At 64.0% G+C, this 19,801-nt stretch carries 22 protein-coding genes; 13 read left to right on the top strand and 9 right to left on the bottom strand.

Translation table 11 applies throughout. The features are described from left to right. Positions 1-48 precede the first annotated feature (48 nt). From L6637_RS37040 to L6637_RS37065, 6 genes are all read right to left on the bottom strand, one after another. Positions 49-738: a response regulator gene (locus L6637_RS37040; protein ID WP_237862641.1), complete on the bottom strand. Its 690-nt coding sequence runs from the start codon at positions 736-738 to the stop codon at positions 49-51. Continuing rightward, positions 735-3,458: a sensor histidine kinase gene (locus tag L6637_RS37045; RefSeq protein WP_237873825.1), complete on the bottom strand. Its 2,724-nt coding sequence runs from the start codon at positions 3,456-3,458 to the stop codon at positions 735-737. The genes L6637_RS37040 and L6637_RS37045 overlap by 4 nt, the downstream gene beginning before the upstream one ends. Positions 3,459-3,497: 39 nt before the next feature. Then, positions 3,498-4,103 carry a K(+)-transporting ATPase subunit C gene (locus L6637_RS37050; protein ID WP_237873827.1) on the bottom strand — a complete coding sequence of 202 codons (606 nt, stop codon included), beginning with the start codon at positions 4,101-4,103 and terminating at the stop codon, positions 3,498-3,500. Positions 4,104-4,213: 110 nt separating this feature from the next. Further along, complete coding sequence (kdpB, locus tag L6637_RS37055; RefSeq protein ID WP_237862644.1) at positions 4,214-6,328, bottom strand: potassium-transporting ATPase subunit KdpB; 2,115 nt, start codon at positions 6,326-6,328, stop codon at positions 4,214-4,216. Positions 6,329-6,345: 17 nt separating this feature from the next. Further along, complete coding sequence (gene kdpA, locus L6637_RS37060; protein WP_237873828.1) at positions 6,346-8,049, bottom strand: potassium-transporting ATPase subunit KdpA; 1,704 nt, start codon at positions 8,047-8,049, stop codon at positions 6,346-6,348. A gap of 112 nt (positions 8,050-8,161) precedes the next feature. After that, positions 8,162-8,251, bottom strand: a complete 90-nt coding sequence (locus L6637_RS37065; protein ID WP_007595755.1) for a K(+)-transporting ATPase subunit F — start codon at positions 8,249-8,251, stop codon at positions 8,162-8,164. Between the two features lie 620 nt (positions 8,252-8,871). Here L6637_RS37065 and L6637_RS37070 point away from each other — a divergent pair. The 8 genes from L6637_RS37070 to L6637_RS37100 all read left to right on the top strand — a co-directional run bounded on the left by L6637_RS37070 (position 8,872) and on the right by L6637_RS37100 (position 13,992). After that, positions 8,872-9,339, top strand: a complete 468-nt coding sequence (locus tag L6637_RS37070) for a hypothetical protein (RefSeq protein WP_237873829.1) — start codon at positions 8,872-8,874, stop codon at positions 9,337-9,339. Between the two features lie 138 nt (positions 9,340-9,477). Next, positions 9,478-9,726 (top strand): hypothetical protein, encoded by a 249-nt coding sequence (locus L6637_RS37075; protein WP_237862648.1) that lies wholly within the window; start codon positions 9,478-9,480, stop codon positions 9,724-9,726. A gap of 24 nt (positions 9,727-9,750) precedes the next feature. Continuing rightward, positions 9,751-10,668: a 4-hydroxy-tetrahydrodipicolinate synthase gene (gene dapA, locus L6637_RS37080; RefSeq protein WP_237873830.1), complete on the top strand. Its 918-nt coding sequence runs from the start codon at positions 9,751-9,753 to the stop codon at positions 10,666-10,668. Between the two features lie 126 nt (positions 10,669-10,794). Continuing rightward, a complete protein-coding gene (locus tag L6637_RS37085) occupies positions 10,795-10,986 on the top strand; it encodes a hypothetical protein (protein WP_237873832.1) in 192 nt (63 codons plus the stop codon). 18 nt (positions 10,987-11,004) lie between these two features. After that, a complete protein-coding gene (locus L6637_RS37090) occupies positions 11,005-11,382 on the top strand; it encodes a hypothetical protein (RefSeq protein ID WP_237873834.1) in 378 nt (125 codons plus the stop codon). A gap of 100 nt (positions 11,383-11,482) precedes the next feature. Beyond that, a complete protein-coding gene (locus L6637_RS42470) occupies positions 11,483-11,611 on the top strand; it encodes a hypothetical protein (RefSeq protein ID WP_271604362.1) in 129 nt (42 codons plus the stop codon). 143 nt (positions 11,612-11,754) lie between these two features. Further along, complete coding sequence (upp, locus tag L6637_RS37095; protein ID WP_128950108.1) at positions 11,755-12,390, top strand: uracil phosphoribosyltransferase; 636 nt, start codon at positions 11,755-11,757, stop codon at positions 12,388-12,390. A gap of 33 nt (positions 12,391-12,423) precedes the next feature. Further along, positions 12,424-13,992 (top strand): AMP-binding protein, encoded by a 1,569-nt coding sequence (locus tag L6637_RS37100; RefSeq protein WP_237873863.1) that lies wholly within the window; start codon positions 12,424-12,426, stop codon positions 13,990-13,992. A gap of 29 nt (positions 13,993-14,021) precedes the next feature. On the opposite strand, the gene L6637_RS37105 is transcribed toward L6637_RS37100, so the two are convergent. Continuing rightward, positions 14,022-15,188 (bottom strand): acyl-CoA dehydrogenase family protein, encoded by a 1,167-nt coding sequence (locus L6637_RS37105; protein ID WP_237873865.1) that lies wholly within the window; start codon positions 15,186-15,188, stop codon positions 14,022-14,024. Between the two features lie 228 nt (positions 15,189-15,416). Between L6637_RS37105 and L6637_RS37110 the strand changes: the two genes are divergently transcribed. Beyond that, on the top strand, positions 15,417-15,869 hold the full coding sequence (locus tag L6637_RS37110) for a MaoC family dehydratase (protein ID WP_237862652.1): 453 nt from the start codon (positions 15,417-15,419) through the stop codon (positions 15,867-15,869). Beyond that, positions 15,869-16,720 (top strand): HpcH/HpaI aldolase/citrate lyase family protein, encoded by an 852-nt coding sequence (locus L6637_RS37115; RefSeq protein WP_237873836.1) that lies wholly within the window; start codon positions 15,869-15,871, stop codon positions 16,718-16,720. The genes L6637_RS37110 and L6637_RS37115 overlap by 1 nt, the downstream gene beginning before the upstream one ends. Positions 16,721-16,783: 63 nt before the next feature. On the opposite strand, the gene L6637_RS37120 is transcribed toward L6637_RS37115, so the two are convergent. Together L6637_RS37120 and L6637_RS37125 are read right to left on the bottom strand one after the other, a co-directional pair. Continuing rightward, positions 16,784-17,191 carry a hypothetical protein gene (locus L6637_RS37120; RefSeq protein ID WP_237873838.1) on the bottom strand — a complete coding sequence of 136 codons (408 nt, stop codon included), beginning with the start codon at positions 17,189-17,191 and terminating at the stop codon, positions 16,784-16,786. Between the two features lie 194 nt (positions 17,192-17,385). After that, positions 17,386-18,177 (bottom strand): fumarylacetoacetate hydrolase family protein, encoded by a 792-nt coding sequence (locus L6637_RS37125; RefSeq protein WP_237873839.1) that lies wholly within the window; start codon positions 18,175-18,177, stop codon positions 17,386-17,388. A gap of 172 nt (positions 18,178-18,349) precedes the next feature. On the opposite strand from L6637_RS37125, the gene L6637_RS37130 reads away from it, so the two are divergent. The 3 genes from L6637_RS37130 to L6637_RS37140 all read left to right on the top strand — a co-directional run bounded on the left by L6637_RS37130 (position 18,350) and on the right by L6637_RS37140 (position 19,782). Next, positions 18,350-19,249 (top strand): LysR substrate-binding domain-containing protein, encoded by a 900-nt coding sequence (locus L6637_RS37130; protein ID WP_237862656.1) that lies wholly within the window; start codon positions 18,350-18,352, stop codon positions 19,247-19,249. A gap of 141 nt (positions 19,250-19,390) precedes the next feature. Then, positions 19,391-19,609: a hypothetical protein gene (locus tag L6637_RS37135; protein WP_237873840.1), complete on the top strand. Its 219-nt coding sequence runs from the start codon at positions 19,391-19,393 to the stop codon at positions 19,607-19,609. Further along, positions 19,606-19,782, top strand: a complete 177-nt coding sequence (locus tag L6637_RS37140) for a hypothetical protein (RefSeq protein WP_237862658.1) — start codon at positions 19,606-19,608, stop codon at positions 19,780-19,782. The genes L6637_RS37135 and L6637_RS37140 overlap by 4 nt, the downstream gene beginning before the upstream one ends. Positions 19,783-19,801 lie beyond the last annotated feature (19 nt).

Raw genomic sequence — 19,801 nt, forward strand, 5'->3', positions numbered from 1 at the left:
TGCGCTCGCAATGACGATATGGAAGCAGAATCGCGTCCCAACAGGAAGTCAATCCCCCGCCTTCAGCCGGTACCCGATCCCCGTCTCCGTCAGCACATATTGCGGGCGCTCCGGATCGGCTTCGATCTTCTGGCGGAGCTGGCGGACATAGACGCGCAGATATTGCGCGTCGGTCAGCTCGTCCCAGAGCTCCTTGAGCAGGAATCTGTGGGTCAGCACCTTGCCGGCATGCTGGACCAGCACGCGCAGGAGATCGTATTCCTTCGGCGATAGCTTGATTTCGCGCTCGCCGAGCTTGACGATGCGGCGGACGAGATCGACCGAGAGATCACCAGTGCGAAACACCGGACGCTCACCCTGCACCTGCAACTGATGCCGTAGTGCGGCGCGCAGGCGCGCCAGGAGCTCGTCCATGCCGAACGGCTTGGTCAGATAATCATCGGCGCCGAGATCGAGCGCCTGCACCTTGCCGGCCTCGTCGCCGCGGCTCGACAGCACCACGATCGGCACGCTCTCGTTGCGGGCGCGGATGGTGCGCAGCAGCTCATGGCCCTGGATGTCGGGCAGGCCGAGATCGAGAATGATCAGCGCGGGCTCTTCGCTGAGCTTCTCCAGCGCGACCTTGCCGTTCGACGCCTCCAGGATCTCGTAACCCTGCGTCGACAGCCCCATCCGCAACAGCTTGCGGATCGGCGGCTCGTCGTCGATCACCAAAACCTTGATCGGGGCAGCACTCATGCGGCGGTATCCAATGCTTTGGTCTGCGCCGGAACCGGCAGACGAATGGTGAGGATGGCGCCGCTGCGGTCGCTGCGATTGGCAGCCGAGATCGTGCCGCGCATGGCTTCGACGAAACCGCGGGAGATGGCAAGCCCGAGCCCGGTGCCGGGACGCACGTGGTCGCCTTTCTGCACGCGATAGAACTTGTCGAACACGCTTTCGAGCTCAATGGGCGGAATGCCGGCACCCTCGTCCACGATATCAAGCACCACCTGGTCGCCCTCGCGCCGGCTCTTGATCGCAATGGTGGTCTCAGCCGGTGAATATTTTGCCGCATTGTCGAGCAGGTTGAACAGCACCTGCTCGAACAACACCGCGTCGAGCTCGAGCATCGGCAGATCGGCAGCCAGGATCAGCTCCACCTTGTGAGCTGTCAGGATCTTCGAGGCCCTCCGCAGTGCGCTGCCGACGATCTCGCCGAGATCGTGCAGCGCCGTATTGGGCACGATGGCGCCGGATTCGAGCTTGGTCATGTCGAGCAGATTGGCAATGAAGCGGTTGAGCCGCTCGGACTCGTCGATCACGGTCGCCAGCAGGTCGCGCTTCTCGGTGTCGGACAGCGCGCCGGCGAGATCGCGCATGGTCGAGGCTGCGCCCAGCACGGACGCGAGCGGCGTTTTCAGATCGTGGGAAATCGAGGTCAGCAAAGCCGAGCGAAGTCGTTCGGACTCGACGGTGCGCTTGACCCGGTCCATGTCCTCGACCAGCAGCACGCGCTCGATCGCGAGCGCGCCCTGGTCGACCAGCGCGTCCAGCAGCCGGCGCTGGTCCGGCGTCAGCAGCGGGCCGTTGCGATCATTGTCGATGCCGATCACGCCGATCGGACCGCGCCCAGTGCGCATCGGCAGGAACAGCCGCTTGGCGCCCGGCAACGTATCCGAGCCACGGCCGGCGGGGCGGTCATTGCTCCAGGCCCAGTTGGCGGCGGCAAGATCGGCCTGGTCGAGCTGGTCCTCGGGCGGATAGCCTGATTTCACCGTCAACAGGCCATCCTCCGGCAGCAGCAGCACCACGCGAACTTTCAGCATTAGCGCGATCTGATAGGCCGAGGCCCACAGCACGTCATCGAGCGTGGCCGTGCCGGCGAGCTTGCGGCTGAAGGCGTAAAGCTGCTCAGTGGTCCTGATGCGGCCGATCGCGGTGTCGGCCTGCGTGCGCACGCGCGCCGCCACATTGGACACCAGGATCGCGATCAGCATGAAGAAAAAGAACGCCGCGACATTGGTCGGATCGGTGATGGTGAAGGTGTAGACCGGCGGCAGGAAGAAGAAATTATAGGCCAATGAGGCTGCGATGCTCGCAAGCAGCGACGGCCACAAGCCGTAGCGCACCGCGACCGCGACCACCGCGGTGAGCAGCACGAGGTCAACATTCTCGATGCCGAACCGCGGTTGAAGCAGCTCCGCGGCGCCGAGGCCGACCAGCACGACACCGAGCGATTTGAGATAGGGCAGCGGATTGAACGGTTCGGTCCGCGCGGCGGTCTGCACGGCCGTCTTCGGCGCCGCCTCGTCCAACAGCTCGTCGCCGGGGATGACATGAACGCTGATATTGCCGGCACGGCGCACCAGATCGTGCACGACAGAGCCGCGCGCCATCTCGAACCAGCGCGAGCGGGTCGACTTGCCGATCACGATCTGGGTGACGTTGTTGCCTTGCGCGAAATTGATGACGTCGTCGGCGATGCGGCGGCCGACCGCGGGAATCGTCAGCGCCTCGCCGCCCAGCGATTCCGCAAGCCGCAGCGTGTCCGCCAGCCGGTCACGCTCCTGGTCCGAGAGCTGGAGCGAGCGTCGCGTCTCGATCGAGATCGCGGTGAATTGCGCATGCAACCGATCGGCCAGCCGCTTGGTATAACGCACGAGCCCGGCCGCGCGCGGATCCTCGCTGACGCAGACGAGGATGCGCTCGCCCGCGGCCCACGGGCCTGCGATGGCGTTCGCCTGCATGTGATTGAGCAGCTGCTCGTCGACGCGCTCTGCCGTGCGCCGCAGCGCCAGTTCGCGCAGCGCAGTCAGATTGCCCGGCGAAAAGTAATGCTCCAGCGCCCGCTCGGCCTGCTTGGGAACGTAGACCTTGCCTTCACGCAGGCGCTGGATCAGGTCGTCGGGCGTGAGGTCGATCAGCTCGATCGCATCGGCGCGGTCGAAGATCGAATCCGGCACGGTCTCGCGGACCCGGACATGGGTGATCTGGGCGACGACGTCGTTCAGGCTCTCGATATGCTGGATGTTGACGGCGGTATAGACGTCGATGCCGTGGGAGAGCAGCTCCTCGACGTCGAGATAGCGCTTGGGATGACGGCTGCCGGGGGCATTGGTGTGCGCGAGTTCGTCGACCAATGCGATCTTCGGCCGCCGCGCGATCACGGCATCAAGGTCCATCTCCTCGACGATCTGGCCGCGATAGTCGAGCCGCTTGCGCGGGACGACCTCCAGTCCCCGCACCAGCGCCTCGGTCTCGGCGCGGCCATGGGTCTCGACGAAGCCGACCACGACGTCGATGCCGGCCTTGCGCCGGGCATGGGCGCTCTGCAGCATCTCGTAGGTCTTGCCGACGCCGGGCGCGGCGCCGACGAATATCTTCAGCTTGCCGCTCGCGCTCTCCTCCCGGCGCGCGGCTTCCAGCAGCGCCTCGGGCGATGGACGTTGTTCGGGATCGCGGCGCTGCTGAACCATCAGGCCAATATAATCATCCTGATATTGCCGGCCTAGACGCTACTTCGCGGACGCACGATCCAGCGCGAGATTCAGCGCCAGAACGTTAACCCTGGGTTCGCCGAGCAGGCCGAGCCAACGGCCCTCGGTGTTGGCGGCGACGAGTGTCTTAAGCGACTCTTCCGGAATATTGCGCGCCTTTGCCACCCGCGGCACCTGGAATTGCGCGGCCTCAGGCGAAATGTCGGGGTCGAGACCGCTCGCCGAGGTCGTGACCAGATCGACCGGAACGGGGGCATTCGGGTTCTCGGCCTTAAGCTTGTCCACATCCTCCTTCAGCCGGTCGGCCAGCGCCTTGCTGGTCGGGCCGAGATTGGAGCCGCCGGAATTGGCCGCGTTGTAGGGCGCGGACACTGTCTTGGTCGAATCATTGGGGTCCGGCGCCAGCGTCGCCGAGGGGCGGCCGTGGAAATATTTGTCGTCCTTGAACTCCTGCCCGATCAGGGCGGAGCCGATCACCTTGCCGTCCTTCTCGATCAGGCTGCCTTGCGCCTTGGCGGGGAAGATCGCGCCGGCGATGCCGGTCATGGCGAGCGGATAGGCCAGGCCTGTGATGGCGGTGAGCACCAGCAGAAGGACGATGGCGGGGCGGATTTCTCTGAGCATGTATTTTCTCCAGTTTCTCTCGTCACGCGAGGAGCGAAGCGACGAAGCAATCCAGGCTGTCAACCGCGGAGACATTTCTGGATTGCTTCACTTCGCTCGCAATGACGAACTCAAGCCAGGTGCAAGGCAACGACGACGAGGTCGATTGCCTTGATGCCGATAAAGGGAATGACGATGCCGCCGAGGCCGTAGATCAAGAGGTTACGCCGAAGCAACGCGCCGGCGCCGACCGCGCGATAGGCGACGCCCTTCAGAGCCAGAGGAATCAGGCCGATGATGATAAGCGCGTTGAAGATGATCGCCGACAGGATCGCGCTCTGCGGGCTCGACAGGTTCATGACGTTCAGCACGTTGAGCTGCGGGTAGAACGCCAGGAACATCGCCGGGATGATCGCAAAATACTTTGCGACGTCGTTGGCGATCGAGAACGTCGTCAGCGCACCGCGCGTCATCAGAAGCTGCTTGCCGATCTCGACCACCTCGATCAGCTTGGTCGGGTTGGAATCGAGATCGACCATGTTGCCAGCCTCGCGGGCGGCTTGCGTGCCGGTGTTCATGGCGACACCGACGTCGGCCTGCGCCAGCGCCGGCGCATCGTTGGTACCGTCGCCGCACATGGCGACCAGCTTGCCCTTGGCCTGTTCCTCGCGGATCAGCTTGAGCTTGTCCTCGGGCGTAGCCTGCGCCAGGAAATCGTCGACGCCGGCTTCCGCTGCGATCGCGGCAGCCGTCATCGGATTATCGCCTGTGATCATGATGGTGCGAATGCCCATGCGGCGCAGTTCGGCAAAGCGCTCACGGATGCCGCCCTTGACGATGTCCTTGAGTTGGATCACGCCGAGCAGACGGCCGTCCTTCGCAACGGCAAGCGGCGTGCCGCCGGCCTTTGCGATCTCGTCGGAAATCGTCTGGATCTCCCGCGCGGTGTCCGAGTTGAGCGAAGGCTGAACGGCACGAACGGCATTGCCAGTTGCGACGGCCTGTGCTGCTCCGCCACCGATGTAGTTCAAGATTGCATCGACAGCGCCCTTGCGCACCGACGAGCCACCGGCATCGACGCCGCTCATGCGGGTCTGCGCCGTGAACGGAACGAAGGTCGCGCCAAGCTCGGCCATGTCGCGACCGCGGATGCCGTACTTCTCCTTCGCCAGCACGACGATTGAACGACCTTCAGGGGTCTCGTCGGCGAGCGAGGCAAGCTGGCCGGCATCCGCCAGTTCCTGCTCGGTCACGCCGCGAACGGGACGGAACGCCGTCGCCTGGCGGTTGCCGAGGGTGATGGTGCCGGTCTTGTCGAGTAGCAGAGTGTCGACGTCGCCAGCGGCCTCGACCGCGCGGCCCGACATTGCCAGCACGTTGAAGCGCACCAGGCGGTCCATGCCGGCGATGCCGATCGCCGAGAGCAGCGCACCGATCGTGGTCGGGATCAGCGTCACGAACAGCGCGACCAGCACGATGATCGAGATCGAGCCGCCGGCATAAGCCGCATAGCTCGGGATGGTGACGGTGGCGAACACGAAGATGATGGTGAGGCCGGCGAGCAGGATGTTGAGCGCGATCTCGTTCGGCGTCTTCTGCCGCTCGGCACCCTCGACCAGCTTGATCATGCGGTCGATGAAGGTCGAGCCCTGTGCCGCGGTGATGCGGACGCGGATCCAGTCGGACAGCACCTGCGTGCCGCCCGTGACCGCCGAACGGTCGCCACCGGACTCGCGGATGACAGGCGCGGACTCACCGGTGATGGCGGCCTCGTTGACGGAAGCAACGCCCTCGATCACCTCGCCATCGGACGGAATCGTATCTCCCGCCTCGACCAGCACGATGTCACCGACCTTCAAGCTCGTGCCCGGCACAAGCTTGAAGTCATGACCTGCACCGTTAAGGAGCTTGGCCTGGCTTTCGGTGCGGGTCTTGCGCAGCGAATCCGCCTGCGCCTTGCCGCGGCCCTCGGCCACCGCCTCGGCGAAGTTCGCGAACAGCACCGTGAACCAGAGCCAGAGAATGATTTGAAAAGTGAAGCCGAGGTTCATCCCGCCCGTGACGAGGTCGCGCAAGAAGATCACCGTGGTGAGCGCAGCCACGACCTCGACCACGAACATGACGGGGTTCTTCACCATCAGCCGCGGATTGAGTTTGGCGAAGGACGCGCGGATCGCGGGCAGCACGATTTTCGGATCGAGCATTGCCGACATCGGGGCACGCTTTTGCAGTTTCATCGTATCCATGGAGGTCACTCCGGAAATCAGAAGAGGTTGCCGGCGTTCATCGCGAGATGCTCGACGATCGGGCCGAGCGCGAGCGCCGGGAAGAAGGTCAGGCCGCCCATGATGAGAATCACGCCGACGACGAGGCCGACGAACAGCCCGCCCGTAGTCGGGAACGTGCCCATGGACGGCGGGATCGATTTCTTCCCTGCAAGCGAGCCCGCGATCGCCATCGCCGGCACGATCATGAAGAAGCGGCCGACGAACATCGCGCAGCCCAGCGTGAGGTTGTAGAAGAAGGTGTTGCCGGTGAGGCCCGCAAAGGCCGAGCCGTTGTTGCCGGTTCCCGAGGTGTAAGCGTAGAGCACCTCGGTGAAGCCGTGCGGGCCGGCGTTCGCCATCGAGGCGACCGCCGCCGGATAGACCACGCCGACGGCGGTCCAGCCAAGGATCATCAGCGGCAGCACCAGGATGGCCAGCATCGCCATCTTGACCTCGCGCGCCTCGATCTTCTTGCCGACATATTCGGGCGTGCGGCCGACCATCAGGCCGGCGACGAAGATCGCCAGAATGACGAAAAGGAGCATGCCGTACATGCCGGCGCCGACGCCGCCGACGATGATTTCGCCGAGCTCGATGTTGATCAGCGGGATCATGCCGCCGAGCGCGGTAAAACTGTCATGCATGGCGTTGACCGCGCCGCAGGAGGCGGCGGTGGTGATCACGGCGAACAGCGAGGACGCGACGATGCCGAAGCGGACTTCCTTGCCCTCCATGTTGCCGCCGGTGAGGCCGAGCGCCTGCAGCGTCGAGGTGCCGCTTGCTTCCGCCCAATAGGTGACGGTGACGCCGGCGATGAACAGCACGCCCATCACGGCGAGGATGGCCCAGCCCTGGCGCTGGTTGCCAACCATGCGGCCGAACACGTTGGTCAGCGCAGCGCCCAGCGCGAAGATCGACAGCATCTGCACGAAGTTCGACAGCGCGGTCGGGTTCTCGAACGGGTGTGCTGCATTGGCATTGAAGAAGCCGCCGCCATTGGTGCCCAGCATCTTGATCGCGACCTGCGATGCCACCGGGCCGACCGCGATGGTCTGCTTGGCGCCTTCAAGCGTTGTCGCATCGACATAGTCGCCGAGCGTCTGCGGCATGCCCTGCGAGACCAGGAACAGCGTGTAGACGACGCAGATCGGCAGCAGCACGTAGAGCGTACAGCGGGTGACGTCGACCCAGAAATTTCCGACCGTGCGCATCGAGGCACGCGAGAAACCACGGATCAGCGCCACGGCAAGCGCGATGCCGGTCGCGGCCGACAGGAAGTTCTGATGGGTCAGGCCCACCATCTGCACGAGATAAGAGATCGTGCTTTCGCCCCCATAGTTCTGCCAGTTGGTGTTGGTGATGAAGGAGATCGCGGTGTTGAAGGAGAGATCCTCGGCCACGGCGACCTGCCCGGCCGGGTTGAAGGGCAGCACAGCCTGCAAGCGCATTACGCCGTAGATGATGAGGAAGCCGCCGACGTGGAACAGCAGCATGGCGACCGTGTAGGTCAACCAATGCTGCTCGCGCTTCTCGTCGACGCCCGAAATCCAGTAGATGCCGGCCTCGATCGGACGCAACACCGGCGAGAGAAACGTCTTCTCGCCATTGAACACGCGCGTCATGTAATAGCCGAGCGGCTTGGTCAGCGCGACGATGACAACGCAGAACAGAACGATCTGGAGCCAACCGATCACAGTCATGGCATTAACCCTTCAGGCTTGGTGTCCGGCGCAACAGCGGCAGCAGCACCGCAAGCAAGCAGCCGACGAGCGCAACGTCGGCCAGCAGCAATTCGACAAGCAGCAGCACGGCTCAGAATCGTTCCGGCCGCAGCAGCGCATAGGTGAGGTAGAACAGGAGCCCCAGCGAAACGACGCCAGCGAGCGAATAATCGAAGATCATGGTCCGCTCCCTCAAAGCCGTTCGCAAGCGTAGGTATAACCGATCGCGAGCGCGAAGAAGCCGAAGCCCAGCGCCAGCATCAGAATGTCCATCATGGGAAAACTCCTCGTTGCGCCCTGTTCAGGAGGCAACCATGTCTCTCTTTCCCGGCAGGCAGCTTGCGTTGTATCAAGTGCAACGCATGTGCAGCAGTTGCCAGCCGGGACCTTTCACCGCATTGAAGTGCCACCACGGACATAGGTTTTCGAGACGAGGGCTATGGCGAAGTTATAGGAATCTCATAAAGGGCGGACGGTGCGGTCGACTCGTAGTCGCACGGCAACCTCCGCTATCGTCCCGGACAAGCGAAGCGCAGATCCGCAACCCATACCGCAGGGAGATGTCTGGCGAGGACTCGTAGTGACCAGCCTGGTCCCACAACATCTCCCCTGTGGTTATGGATCGCCGCGTTCGCGGGGATGACGGCGGGTTTGGAAGCGCGTTGCACTCCTCACCGCTCGTATCCCACCTTTATGAGATTCCTATATCTCCCACCCGCGCCCCATCTCGTTTTCCAATGCTCATCCCGCCATCCTGAAGAGGCCGGCCGACTGACCGACACCACTTCCAGGAGGCCTGACATGACCGTCGCTTTCCGACACTACGATTTCCCTTCGCTCAGCGACCATTTGCGCAATGCGCAAGGCATGACCGGTCCGCTGATGCGCGAGATCATGGACAAGGCCTGCCGACGAATCCCCTCGCTCCGCCAGAGCGAGCGCACCGCTCGCCTGATGCAGCTGATCGACGCCGAGGCCTGGACCGATGTCGCGCTTGCGCTGATGGAGCTCGAGCTGCCGCTGTGGCACGTCCGCCGCATCGCCTATGACGAGGGTGAGTGGCATTGCGCGCTGTCGCGTGAACGCGAACTGCCGGACTGGCTCGATGCGGCCGTCGAGGGCTGCCATGGCGATCTCGCAATCGCGCTGATGTCGGCTTTCGTGGAAGTGCAGGCGCTGGCCGTGGAAGCCTCACGGCCAAGCGTTCCCAGCGTGCGCCCTGCCATCGACCCCCTCTATGAGCCGGTCGCCTGCGAGAATGTTAGCTGAACTGCTCGCGAGTCTTATGGCGTTCCTATGAGATCGCCGCGCGCTCTCTCTCGAAATCCTATCCATTGAGAAAGATATTGATCGGGCGATCAGCGGGACGAGATCCCGCTGCGCCCGTCAATTGGAAGGACCACCTCCGTGAAACTCGTCGAACCTCCTTCGTGCAGCTCCCTCTCCAGCATTGTCTTCATCGGCAAGAACCGTCGCGGTCAGTGGATCGCGCAGGAGCAGCACGGCCTCTATGGCGGCCTGTTCGTCAGCCGCGCAGAGGCCCTCAAATACGCCCTGTTCGAGAACGGACAGCACCCCGAGACCATCGTCGAGTTGCCGCGCGAGATCGAGCTCGAGATGGGCAAGAACCCCGGCGTCTCGCAGCGCGCCGCCTGAGCCGGCGCCTTCAGGCGACTCATCATGTTCATCCCTCCCTCAGCCTGGTTCACCGGCTTCATTCCGGATCTGCCGACACCGTTCGATGCATCGGATGGAATTGATCTGAAGGCGCTCGCCGCACTATGCGAGCGCCAGGTTGCCGCCGGTGTTCCCGCGCTCCTGGTCTGCGAGACGGCGGGCGAAGCGCCAACGCTTTCGCCCGCCGAGCAGGAGCTCGTCATTCGCACCGCGGTCGACGTCGTCCGCGGTCGCGTGCGAGTCATTGCTGGCGCGATGTCGAACGCGACCAGCCGCGCCGTCGAGCTCGCGCGCCGCGCGGAGGCCGCCGGTGCTGATTCCATCATGTCGGTGGTGCCCGCCTACAACAAGCCGATGCAGGAGGGCATGCTCGCGCATTTCCGCACGATTGCCGCCTCGACAGGACTGCCCGTGATTCTGCACGACATTCCCTCCCGCACGCTGCGCCCGCTCGCCGAGGAGACGCTGCTGCGACTGGTCGAATCCCGCCAGTTCGTCGGCTTGCGTGACGGCAGCGGCGATGTCACCCGGCCGATGCGCCTGAACCGGCTGCTGCCGGCGGGCTTTCGGTTGCTGTCCGGCGACGATGCCACCGCCTTCGCCCATATCGCCGGCGGCGGCGACGGCGCAATCTCGGAGGTCTCCAACATTGCGCCGGATCTCTGTCGCACGATTTTCTCGCAAGTCAGGCAGGGCCGTCTGCAAACCGCGCGCTACCTGTATAAGCGCCTCGTTCCGCTGATCGCGTGCCTCAGCAAGGAGAGCCCGGCGGCGCTCAAATATGCGCTGAGCACGCTGGGCCTGATGTCGCCGGCGACCAGGCTGCCGATCGTACCGCTGGATGACGCAGCTCGGGCCGAGGTCATCAGGGCCTTCGTGGCGATTGCCGATGAAGAGCTGATCGACGGCATCGGCGCATAGGGGCGCCTTTATGACGCTCCTATACGACTACACCGCCGCCCGTCTCGCATTCCTATGCTGCAATGCGCATCATGTGAGGCAGGTTGGGGCGACTGTCGCGTCGCTCCTAAGACAAGGACTTCCGACATGTCGATGTTGACTCAGGGCTTCGAACGGCCCTCCGGCTGGGCTGAACGCCCGGCGCTGATCTCCAGGGAACGCAAGGCCCAGCTCAAGCATTTCGCACTGCGTGCGCTAGCCGTGCTTACGATGGGCGGTGTCCTAGCCGGGCTCATCGCGCTGAAGACCGCCATTTATGTTTGGCACCTCCACGCCTGACGGCAATGGAGACCACCAATGACCTTGCAGATGTGTGAGGAGGCCGCCATGGCCGCGATTGCTCTTCAAGCTGATCATCGCCAGCCGCGGCGGCGGGCTGCGACGGAGCTCAAGCCGCTGGACCCCGACATCGTCAGCGACGCCATTCCGGCCTTCTTCATCGGCCGCAATGCCGCTGGCCTCTGGGTCGCACGCGAGGCGCGCGGACGCATCGGCGGCCTGTTCCTGTTCAAGAGCTCGGCCGTCGACTTTGCCAACCGTCAGAGCGCGCCGGCACGATGCGCGCTGGTGTTTCCCGTCGAGACCTTCGAGCTCGATATCGAGAATCGCGGCAATACGCTTATCGCGCTTGCTGAACATGCCGGGCGGCTTCTGGCGCGCTTGGCTGCGAGGTAACGCGATATGATCGAGCTCAAGATCGCCGTGCTGCTCGTGCTGATGGCCGCGCTGCTGCTCGGCCTGCGCGCCACCGCTGCGCCCGCCTCGGACAGCTAGCATGCCGCTTCTCAAGGGACATCTCGAGCACGCGGTCACCACGACGATCCTGATCATGACGCTGAGCCTGATCTGGGGCGCGATCTTGACGATCGTGATCACGCTCGCGGCACGCGGGCTCGGCGTCTAGATCCGAATTGACCATGGCTGCCCACGAGGGGGGCAACATGGCACATACCGCAGTCGCACAGCCCGGCGAGGCCGTTTCGTCCCCTGCGGAAAACGCCCCGGCCGATCTGGCGCCGCTTCGCGGAACCGTGTTAGATCGGCCGCATGAGCACAAGCAGCGTCAACGTCGTCGCCCACCCCCTGGTCCAGCACAAGCTCTCGCTGATGCGGGAGAAGGACCGCTCGACCAAGAGCTTTCGCGAGATCCTGAACGAGATCGGGATGCTGCTCGGTTACGAGGTGACGCGCGATCTGCCGCTCGAACTGGTCGACATCGAGACGCCGATCGCCCCGATGCAGGCGCCCAAGATCGCCGGCAAGAAGCTCACGCTGGCGCCGATCCTGCGCGCCGGCGTCGGCTTTCTCGACGGCATGCTGGCGCTGATGCCCTCGGCCCGCATCGCCCATATCGGGCTCTACCGCGACCCTGAGACCTTGCAGGCCGTGGAATATTACTTCAAGGCTCCGCAGGACCTATCCGACCGTACTGTGATCCTGATGGACCCGATGCTGGCGACCGGCAACTCGGCCTGCGCCGGCGCCTCCCTGCTGAAGGATCGCGGCGCCCGAGACATCCGCTTCGTCTGCCTGCTGGCGGCCCCCGAGGGTATCGCGCAGTTCGAGAGCGAGCATCCCGACGTGCCGATCTGGACCGCCGCGATCGACGAGCGGCTCAACGATCACGGCTACATCGTGCCGGGTCTCGGCGATGCCGGCGACCGGATGTTCGGCACCAAGTAGACAGGTTTGCGCGATCGGGCTACTCCGGTGGCCATGCATGATGACGGTGTTTCACTGCATTCGCTGATCGGATCGGACACTACAGCCGATCCCGCCTTCGTGTTTGACGGTAGGCCGGTCTCGCGCGCGGAATTTGCTCGGAAGGTCGAGCAGACCACAGCCTGGCTTGCCGCGCAGGGTATCGGCAAGGGCGACGTCGTGGCGGTCTGGCTGGTCAACCGCGTCGAATGGATTGCACTGCTGTTTGCCGCCGCCAGGCTCGGTGCGATCGTCGCCGCCGTCAATACGCGCTATCGCAGCGCGGAAGTCTCGCATCTCCTGAAGCTATCGGGAGCAAAGCTGTTGGTGATCGAGGCGGCATTCCGATCGATCGATTTCGCCGCCATTCTCGCCGATATCGCCGGGGACGATGTGCCCGCCCTGCAAAAGCTCGCGGTGGTCGGCGCGGATGCGATCCCTGCGCAATGGCCCTGTGTACGCTTCGACGCCTTCGACAAGCCTTGCCCCCCGGCTCCATCTCAGGATGACGTCGATCTGCCCGTGCTGCTCTACACGACATCGGGCACGACCAAAGGGCCAAAGCTGGTCGCGCATTCGCAGCGGACGCTTGCGACCCACGCCCACTCCGTTGCCACGGCGCTCCAGCTTTCGGCGCAACGTCACGCGCTGCTGGCGATGCTACCGTTCTGCGGCACCTTCGGCATGACGAGCCTGCTCGGCTTCTTTGCCGCCGGCGCCACCGTCCACGTGCTCGACGCCTTCGAGGCGGCGCCGGCGCTGAAGATCCTTGGCGAGCACAAGATCACCCACACCTTCGGCTCCGACGAGATGTTTCGCCGCATCCTTGCGCTGACCGACGCGCCGTTCCCGCATCTGGAAATCTGCGGCTTCGCGGCGTTCCAGCCTGGCTGGCGCGAGCTGGCTGCGGAGGCCGAGGCACGCGGCCTGCCGCTGTACGGCCTCTACGGATCGAGCGAGGTGCAGGCGCTGTTCTCGATCGGCCGCGCCAGCGACGCCTTCGCCGACCGCATCGAGGGCGGCGGCTGGCCGATGTCACCGGACGCAAAGGTCCGCGTGCGCGACACCGAGACCGGCGAGCTCACAGTCCCCGGCATATCCGGCGAGATCGAGATCAGCGCGCCGTCGCGCTTCCTCGGATATTTCGGCAATCCCGAGGCGACGCGCGATGCCATCAGCGCGGACGGCTTCTTCCGCACCGGCGATATCGGTCGCCTGCGCGGCGGCGCTTTTGTCTACGAGACCCGCGCAGGCGATGCCATGCGGCTCGGCGGCTTCCTGGTCGCGCCCGGCGAGATCGAGGACGAGCTCAAGTCCTGCGCCGGCGTTGCCGACGCGCAGGTCGTCGCGGTCGATCTGAAGGGCCAGGCGCGCTGCGTCGCCTTCGTCATTCCTGCAGGCACCTCGCCGCGTCAGGAGGTGCTGACAGCACACCTGCGCGAGCGGCTTGCCGGCTACAAGATTCCGGCGCGGATCTACGTCGTGGACGCCTTCCCCGTTACTGACAGCGCCAATGGCGTCAAGATCCAGCGCGCAAAACTCCGCGCCATGGCGATGGAGCGGATCGCGGCCGAACTAAGCTAGCGCCTGGCGTCCTCTGGTACGACTTGTTTTTAGTACGATTTGGCGAGCCCCAGCACCTTTTCCGCGATGAAGCTCAGTGCGAGCTGCGGACTGACCGGCGCGATGCGCGGGATCAGGATCTCGCGCAAATAGCGTTCGACGTGAAATTCCTTGGCATAGCCGAAGCCGCCATGGGTCATCACCGCCTGCTCGCAGGCGGAGAAGCCAGCCTCGCCCGCAAGATATTTGGCGGCATTGGCTGCCGCGCCGCAGGGCATGCCCTTGTCGTATTGCCAGGCCGCCGACATCACCATCAGCCAGGCCGCCTCGAGCTCGACCCAGTTTATCGCGAGCGGATGCTGAATACCTTGATTCTTGCCGATCGGACGATTGAACACAACGCGCGTCTTGGCGTATTCGGTCGCGCGCGACAGCGCGAGCTTGCCGAGGCCAACCGCTTCGGCTGCGATCAGGATGCGCTCGGGATTCATGCCTTCCAGGATATATTCGAAGCCGCGGCCTTCTTCGCCGATGCGGTCCTCCATCGGAATCTCAAAATCCTCGAAGAACAGCTCGTTGGAATCGACCATCTTGCGGCCCATCTTCTCGATCTCGTGGACCTTGATCTTCTTGCGGTCGAAGTCCGTGTAGAACAGGCTGAGGCCGTGGGTCGGCGAACGCACTTCTTCCAGCGGCGTGGTGCGCGCGAGCAGCAAAATCTTGTGCGCGACCTGCGCGGTCGAGATCCACACCTTCTGGCCGTTGACGATGTAGCGGTCGTTCTTGGCGACCGCGCGGGTCTTGAGCTGGGTGGTGTTGAGCCCGGTGTTCGGCTCGGTGACGGCAAAGCACGCCTTTTCGCGGCCCTCGACCATCGGCGGCAGCATGCGCTTGCGCTGCTCCTCGGTGCCGAACACGACGACGGGGTTGAGACCGAACACGTTGATATGCACCGCGGAGGCGCCGGACATGCCGGCACCTGACTCTGCGATGGTGCGCATCATGATCGCAGCTTCAGTGATGCCGAGGCCCGAGCCGCCATATTCTTCCGGAACGCAGATGCCGAGCCAGCCGGCGTCGGCCAGCGCCTTGTGGAAGTCGTGCGGGAAGCCGCCGTCGTGATCCTTCTTCAGCCAATAGGCGTCGGGAAAGCCTTCGCAGATCTTGGCGATGGCGTCGCGAATGGCTTCCTGCTGATCGGTGAGCGCGAAATCCATAGTCTTGGTCTCCTTGTTGGGAGCCGCGATGGCGCCATCTCCCGATCGCGTTCCCCGCGTAAAGGCCATGGCCGCCTGCCGCGCCCGACATGCCTTCGCTTCTCGTTCTTTAGCTCGAAAAACCGCATGCAGATACGTGAATTTGTCTATCAACTGTGTCTAACATGCATAGCGTCATGCGGCGCAAAGCTACGCGCGTGCCGTTATTTCGCAGGGAGGGAAACCGCGATGGCCGGACTCTATTTCGAAGACTTTTCCGTGGGCCAGGAGTTCAGGCATCCGCTGGCCCGGACCGTCACGGAAATGGACAACACCCTATTCAGCCTGCTGACGCTCAATCCGCAGCCGCTGCACATCGACGCGCATTTCGCCGAAAAGACCGAATTCGGCCAGCGCATTTTCAACAGCCTTTACACCCTCGGCATCATGATCGGCATGACGGTCTATGATACGACCTTGGGCACCACCGTCGCCAATCTCGGCATGACCGACGTGACTTTTCCAAAGCCGGTCTTCCATGGCGACACCTTGCGGGCGACGACGAAGGTGCTGTCGTTGAGAGAATCCAAATCGCGCCCGAAAGCGGGCATCGTCGAGTTCGAGCACCACGCCTTGAACCAGAACGACGAGATCGTCGGCAAATGCCGCCGCATGGCGATGATGCACAAGAGGCCAGTCTGATGCGTTCGATGCTATTCGTACCGGGCGATTCCCCGCGCAAATTCGAGAAGGCCAGCGAAGGCAAGGCCGACGCGCTGATCATCGACCTCGAAGACTCCGTCGTCGCCGACAAGAAGCCGGAGGCGCGCAACCTGACGCTTGCGATGCTCAACAGCCGCCCCGGCCCGCACCAGCTCTATGTCCGCGTCAACGCGCTCGATACCGGCATGACGCTCACCGACCTTGCCGCGGTAATGCCCGGCAAACCCGACGGCATCGTGCTGCCGAAATCGCAAGGCGGCGACGACGTGCGCCAGGTCGCGACTTGGCTCGAAGCGCTGGAAGCAGCATCCGGCATCACATCAGGCGCGACGCGCATCGTTTGTGTCGCGACGGAAACCGCCAGCTCGATCTTCGGGCTCGGCAGCTACAAGGGCTGCTCCCCGCGCCTTGCCGGCTTGATGTGGGGCGCTGAAGACCTTTCGGCCTCGCTGGGCGCCACCGAAAAAGCCTCGGGCGGCGTGTTCCACAGTCCCTATCGCCTCGCGCGCGATCTCTGCCTGATGGCGGCGGCCGCGGCCGAGGTGGTACCGATCGACACTGTCTATACCGATATCGACAATCTCGCCGGCCTCGAGCAGGAAACCCGCGCCGCGCGGCGCGACGGCTTTTCGGCGAAGGCGCTGATCCATCCCAAGCATGTCGACATCGTCAATGCGGCATTCGCGCCAACGGACGCCGAGCGGACATGGGCGGAGAAGGTGATCGCGGCGTTCGCGAGCAATCCGAACTCCGGCACGCTGCGGCTCGACGGCCAGATGATCGACAAGCCGCATCTTCGCGCCGCGAAGAAGATCCTCGGCCAACTCTAGAGGATTGGTCGCGCGGACGGTGGACCGGCTGCGGCCGAAGATCGCCGCGGCCCCGGAGTCGTTTCAGTCGAACCCCTGAATGGGTGGCGTCGTGGTCGCCGCCGGCGCAACTTGAGCCGGTTGCACCACGGGAGCGGCTTGAACCGGCGGATTGCCGGCCGCCCTCATCTGACCGTTGGCCTCCATCGCCTCGCGCGTGCGTGGCGAGGAAGTGGTGGCGGCGGTCCCGTACGCCTCGCGGCGTGGCGGCTGCCGGTGTCTTGCCGAGCGCGAACCTCTCACGCCCCATGACCGGGCGATGGAAGGACCGGCGGTATAGCCGATCACCGCGCCCGCAACGGCACCGACCGGCCCAAGCACGACCGCGCCGGACACGGCTCCGAGCGCCGCAGAGCCCGCGCGCTCCTGCGCAACGGCGCTTGCTGGTACACCAGCCAGCATCACGATGGCAGTGATCAGAACTTTTTTCATCAGAGCGCCTCCCTCACCGAAGATCACTCTGACTCAAATATGGCCGCTTGAGGTTTGTTCGTTGCCCAACACAGGGCAGCGGCCGATGGAACTCGGGCAATTCAAAGGCCTCCGCCGTCAATCGTGGGGTCCAGCGGAGGCCGTCAGCGTAACGCAATCCGCGCTTCTCCCCGCAGGCGGGAAGAAGCAAGAAGTCAGACGATCCTGATCGACATGTCAGGCAAGCCCTCGAGCTTGCACAAGAGCACGTCGCCCTTCACGACCGGGCCGACATTCTCCGGCGTGCCCGAATAGATGATGTCGCCAGCCTTGAGCTCGAACGCTTCCGACAGTTTTGCGATCTGCTCGGCGACGCTCCAGATCATCTTGCCGAGATCGGAGCTCTGGCGCACGGTGCCGTTCACCGCGAGCGAAATGGCGCCCTTCTCGAAATGGCCGGTCTTGCTCGCCGGGTGGATCGGGCCGAGCACCGCGGCATGGTCGAAGCTCTTGCCGATCTCCCAGGGCTTCTTCTCTGCGGCCATGCCGTTCTGGAGATCGCGCCGGGTCATGTCGAGGCCGAGGGCGTAGCCATAGACATGGTCGAGCGCCTTTTCAGGCGCGATGTTGGTGCCGCCGGATTTCAATGCGGCGACCAGCTCGACCTCGTGGTGGTAGTTCTTGGTCAATGACGGATAGGGGTGATCGGCGACCTCGCCGAGCGCGACATTCTGGATCGCGTCGGTCGGCTTCTGAAAGAAGAACGGCGGCTCGCGGTTCGGATCCGAGCCGCGCTCGATCGCATGCGCGGCATAGTTGCGACCGATGCAGTAGATACGGCGGACCTGGAACACATCCGTTTCGCCGACGATCGGAATCGTGACCATCGGCACCGCGAAGATCGGCTTGGGCGCGGCCTGTGCAGCGGCGGGCGCCGCTTCAGCAAGACCTGCGGCGGTCATCGCGGCCGCGGCCGTAAGCACGCTGCGTCGGGTGGTTTCTGTCATGGTTCTCTTCCCCCTCTGGCATTCTTGGGCGACGTCGTGCGCGCCATCTTGGCAGATAGCCGATATTCATTATGCCAGCAACGTCGCGGCCGGACATGCCCCGCCATCTTGCGAACCGCGCCATCGGCCCTAGCATGGAACTTGCATAAATTCTGGGCGATATGGACACCGCATGAACCTCATCAGTCTCGACATCCGCATGCTCCGGTCGCTGATCTCGGTGGTCGAGACCGGCAGCATCACCGAGACCGCGCGACGGCTGGGCCGCACCCAGCCTGCGATCACGCTGCAATTGCAGCGGCTCGAGGAGCTCACCGGCAAGCAGCTGTTCGAGCATGGCGGCCGCAGGCTGATACTGACGGACGACGGCACCACCGTCCTCACCTACGCCAAATCCATCCTCAGGTTGCATGACGAGCTGATCTCCCAGCTGGCCTCGCAGGAGATCGAAGGCCAGGTCGTGCTCGGCACGCCCGACCTCTATGCGGCGTTCATGCTGCCGCAAATCCTGAGCGTGTTCCGAAAGTCCTTTCCGCGCGTGCAGGTCGAGCTCAACTGCGCGCTGTCGACGCCGCTGGTCGGGCTCGTCAAGCGCGGCGATGTCGACATCGCGCTCGTCACCCGCATGAACGACTTTACGGGCGGCCAGGTAGTACGGCGCGAACAACTGGTGTGGATGACGGGCGAGCAATCCTCAGCGCATCAGGAACGCCCGATCCCTCTTGCACTCTTGCCGCCGGGCAACATCTATCGCGACTACGCCATCGACACACTGGAGCGCGCCAATTTGCGCTGGCGCATCGCCTGCGTCAGCGAGAGCGTGGGTGGATTGCAAGCCGCGTCCTTCGCCGGCATGGCCGTCACCGTGCTCGGCCGCAGCGCGCTGGTGCCGGCGATGCGCGAGATCGGCCCGAATGAAGGACTGCCGCCGCTGCCGAAGATCGAGCTGCTGCTCTACAAGTCCAGCGGCGCCACCTCGAAGGCCGCGACCGCGCTGCACGATTATCTCGCGCACTATCTGCGCCTCGACGAAGAGCTCAGCGGCCGCGGCGCACCGATCGAGCTGTCATAGCTCCTGCGACATCAGTGACGCTCGCCAGCGCCTCGCAAATCTCTTGACAGGCAATTCCGGCTGCATATTTTTTGCGTCGAGAAGACTCGTTCTCACCCTCGAAAATTAAAGGATCTAACGCGACCGTCTGGAGAGACGACGATGCTCGACGAGAATTTGGCCCGCATTCGTGCACACCGCAACAACATCCACCGCTATCGGCGCCTTCTGAATACCAAGCTCTCTGAGCTCGAGCGCCAGTTCATCGAGAGACGCCTCACGGAAGAACGGTCGGCGCTCGAAAGCCTGACCGCAGCGACCTTCCCGCTCGCTCTCTCTGCCACCCAGGCGCCGATCGATATAAGGGGAGCAATGCAATGATCAGCCGGCGAGAGCTACTCATTCGCGGCAGCGAAAAGGTGATCGGCCATTACGAACGCCTCCTTGCAAGCGCAAAGACCGAGCAAGAGCGCGAGCTCTATCTTCAGCGGATCGAGCGTGAGCGACGGCTGATCCGCGACTTGCAGGGCGAGCAGGATCACCGCGCGGCTTGAACCGCAGTCATGCGGCTCG

The organism is Bradyrhizobium zhengyangense, assembly GCF_022012435.1.
GTDB lineage: Bacteria > Pseudomonadota > Alphaproteobacteria > Rhizobiales > Xanthobacteraceae > Bradyrhizobium > Bradyrhizobium zhengyangense.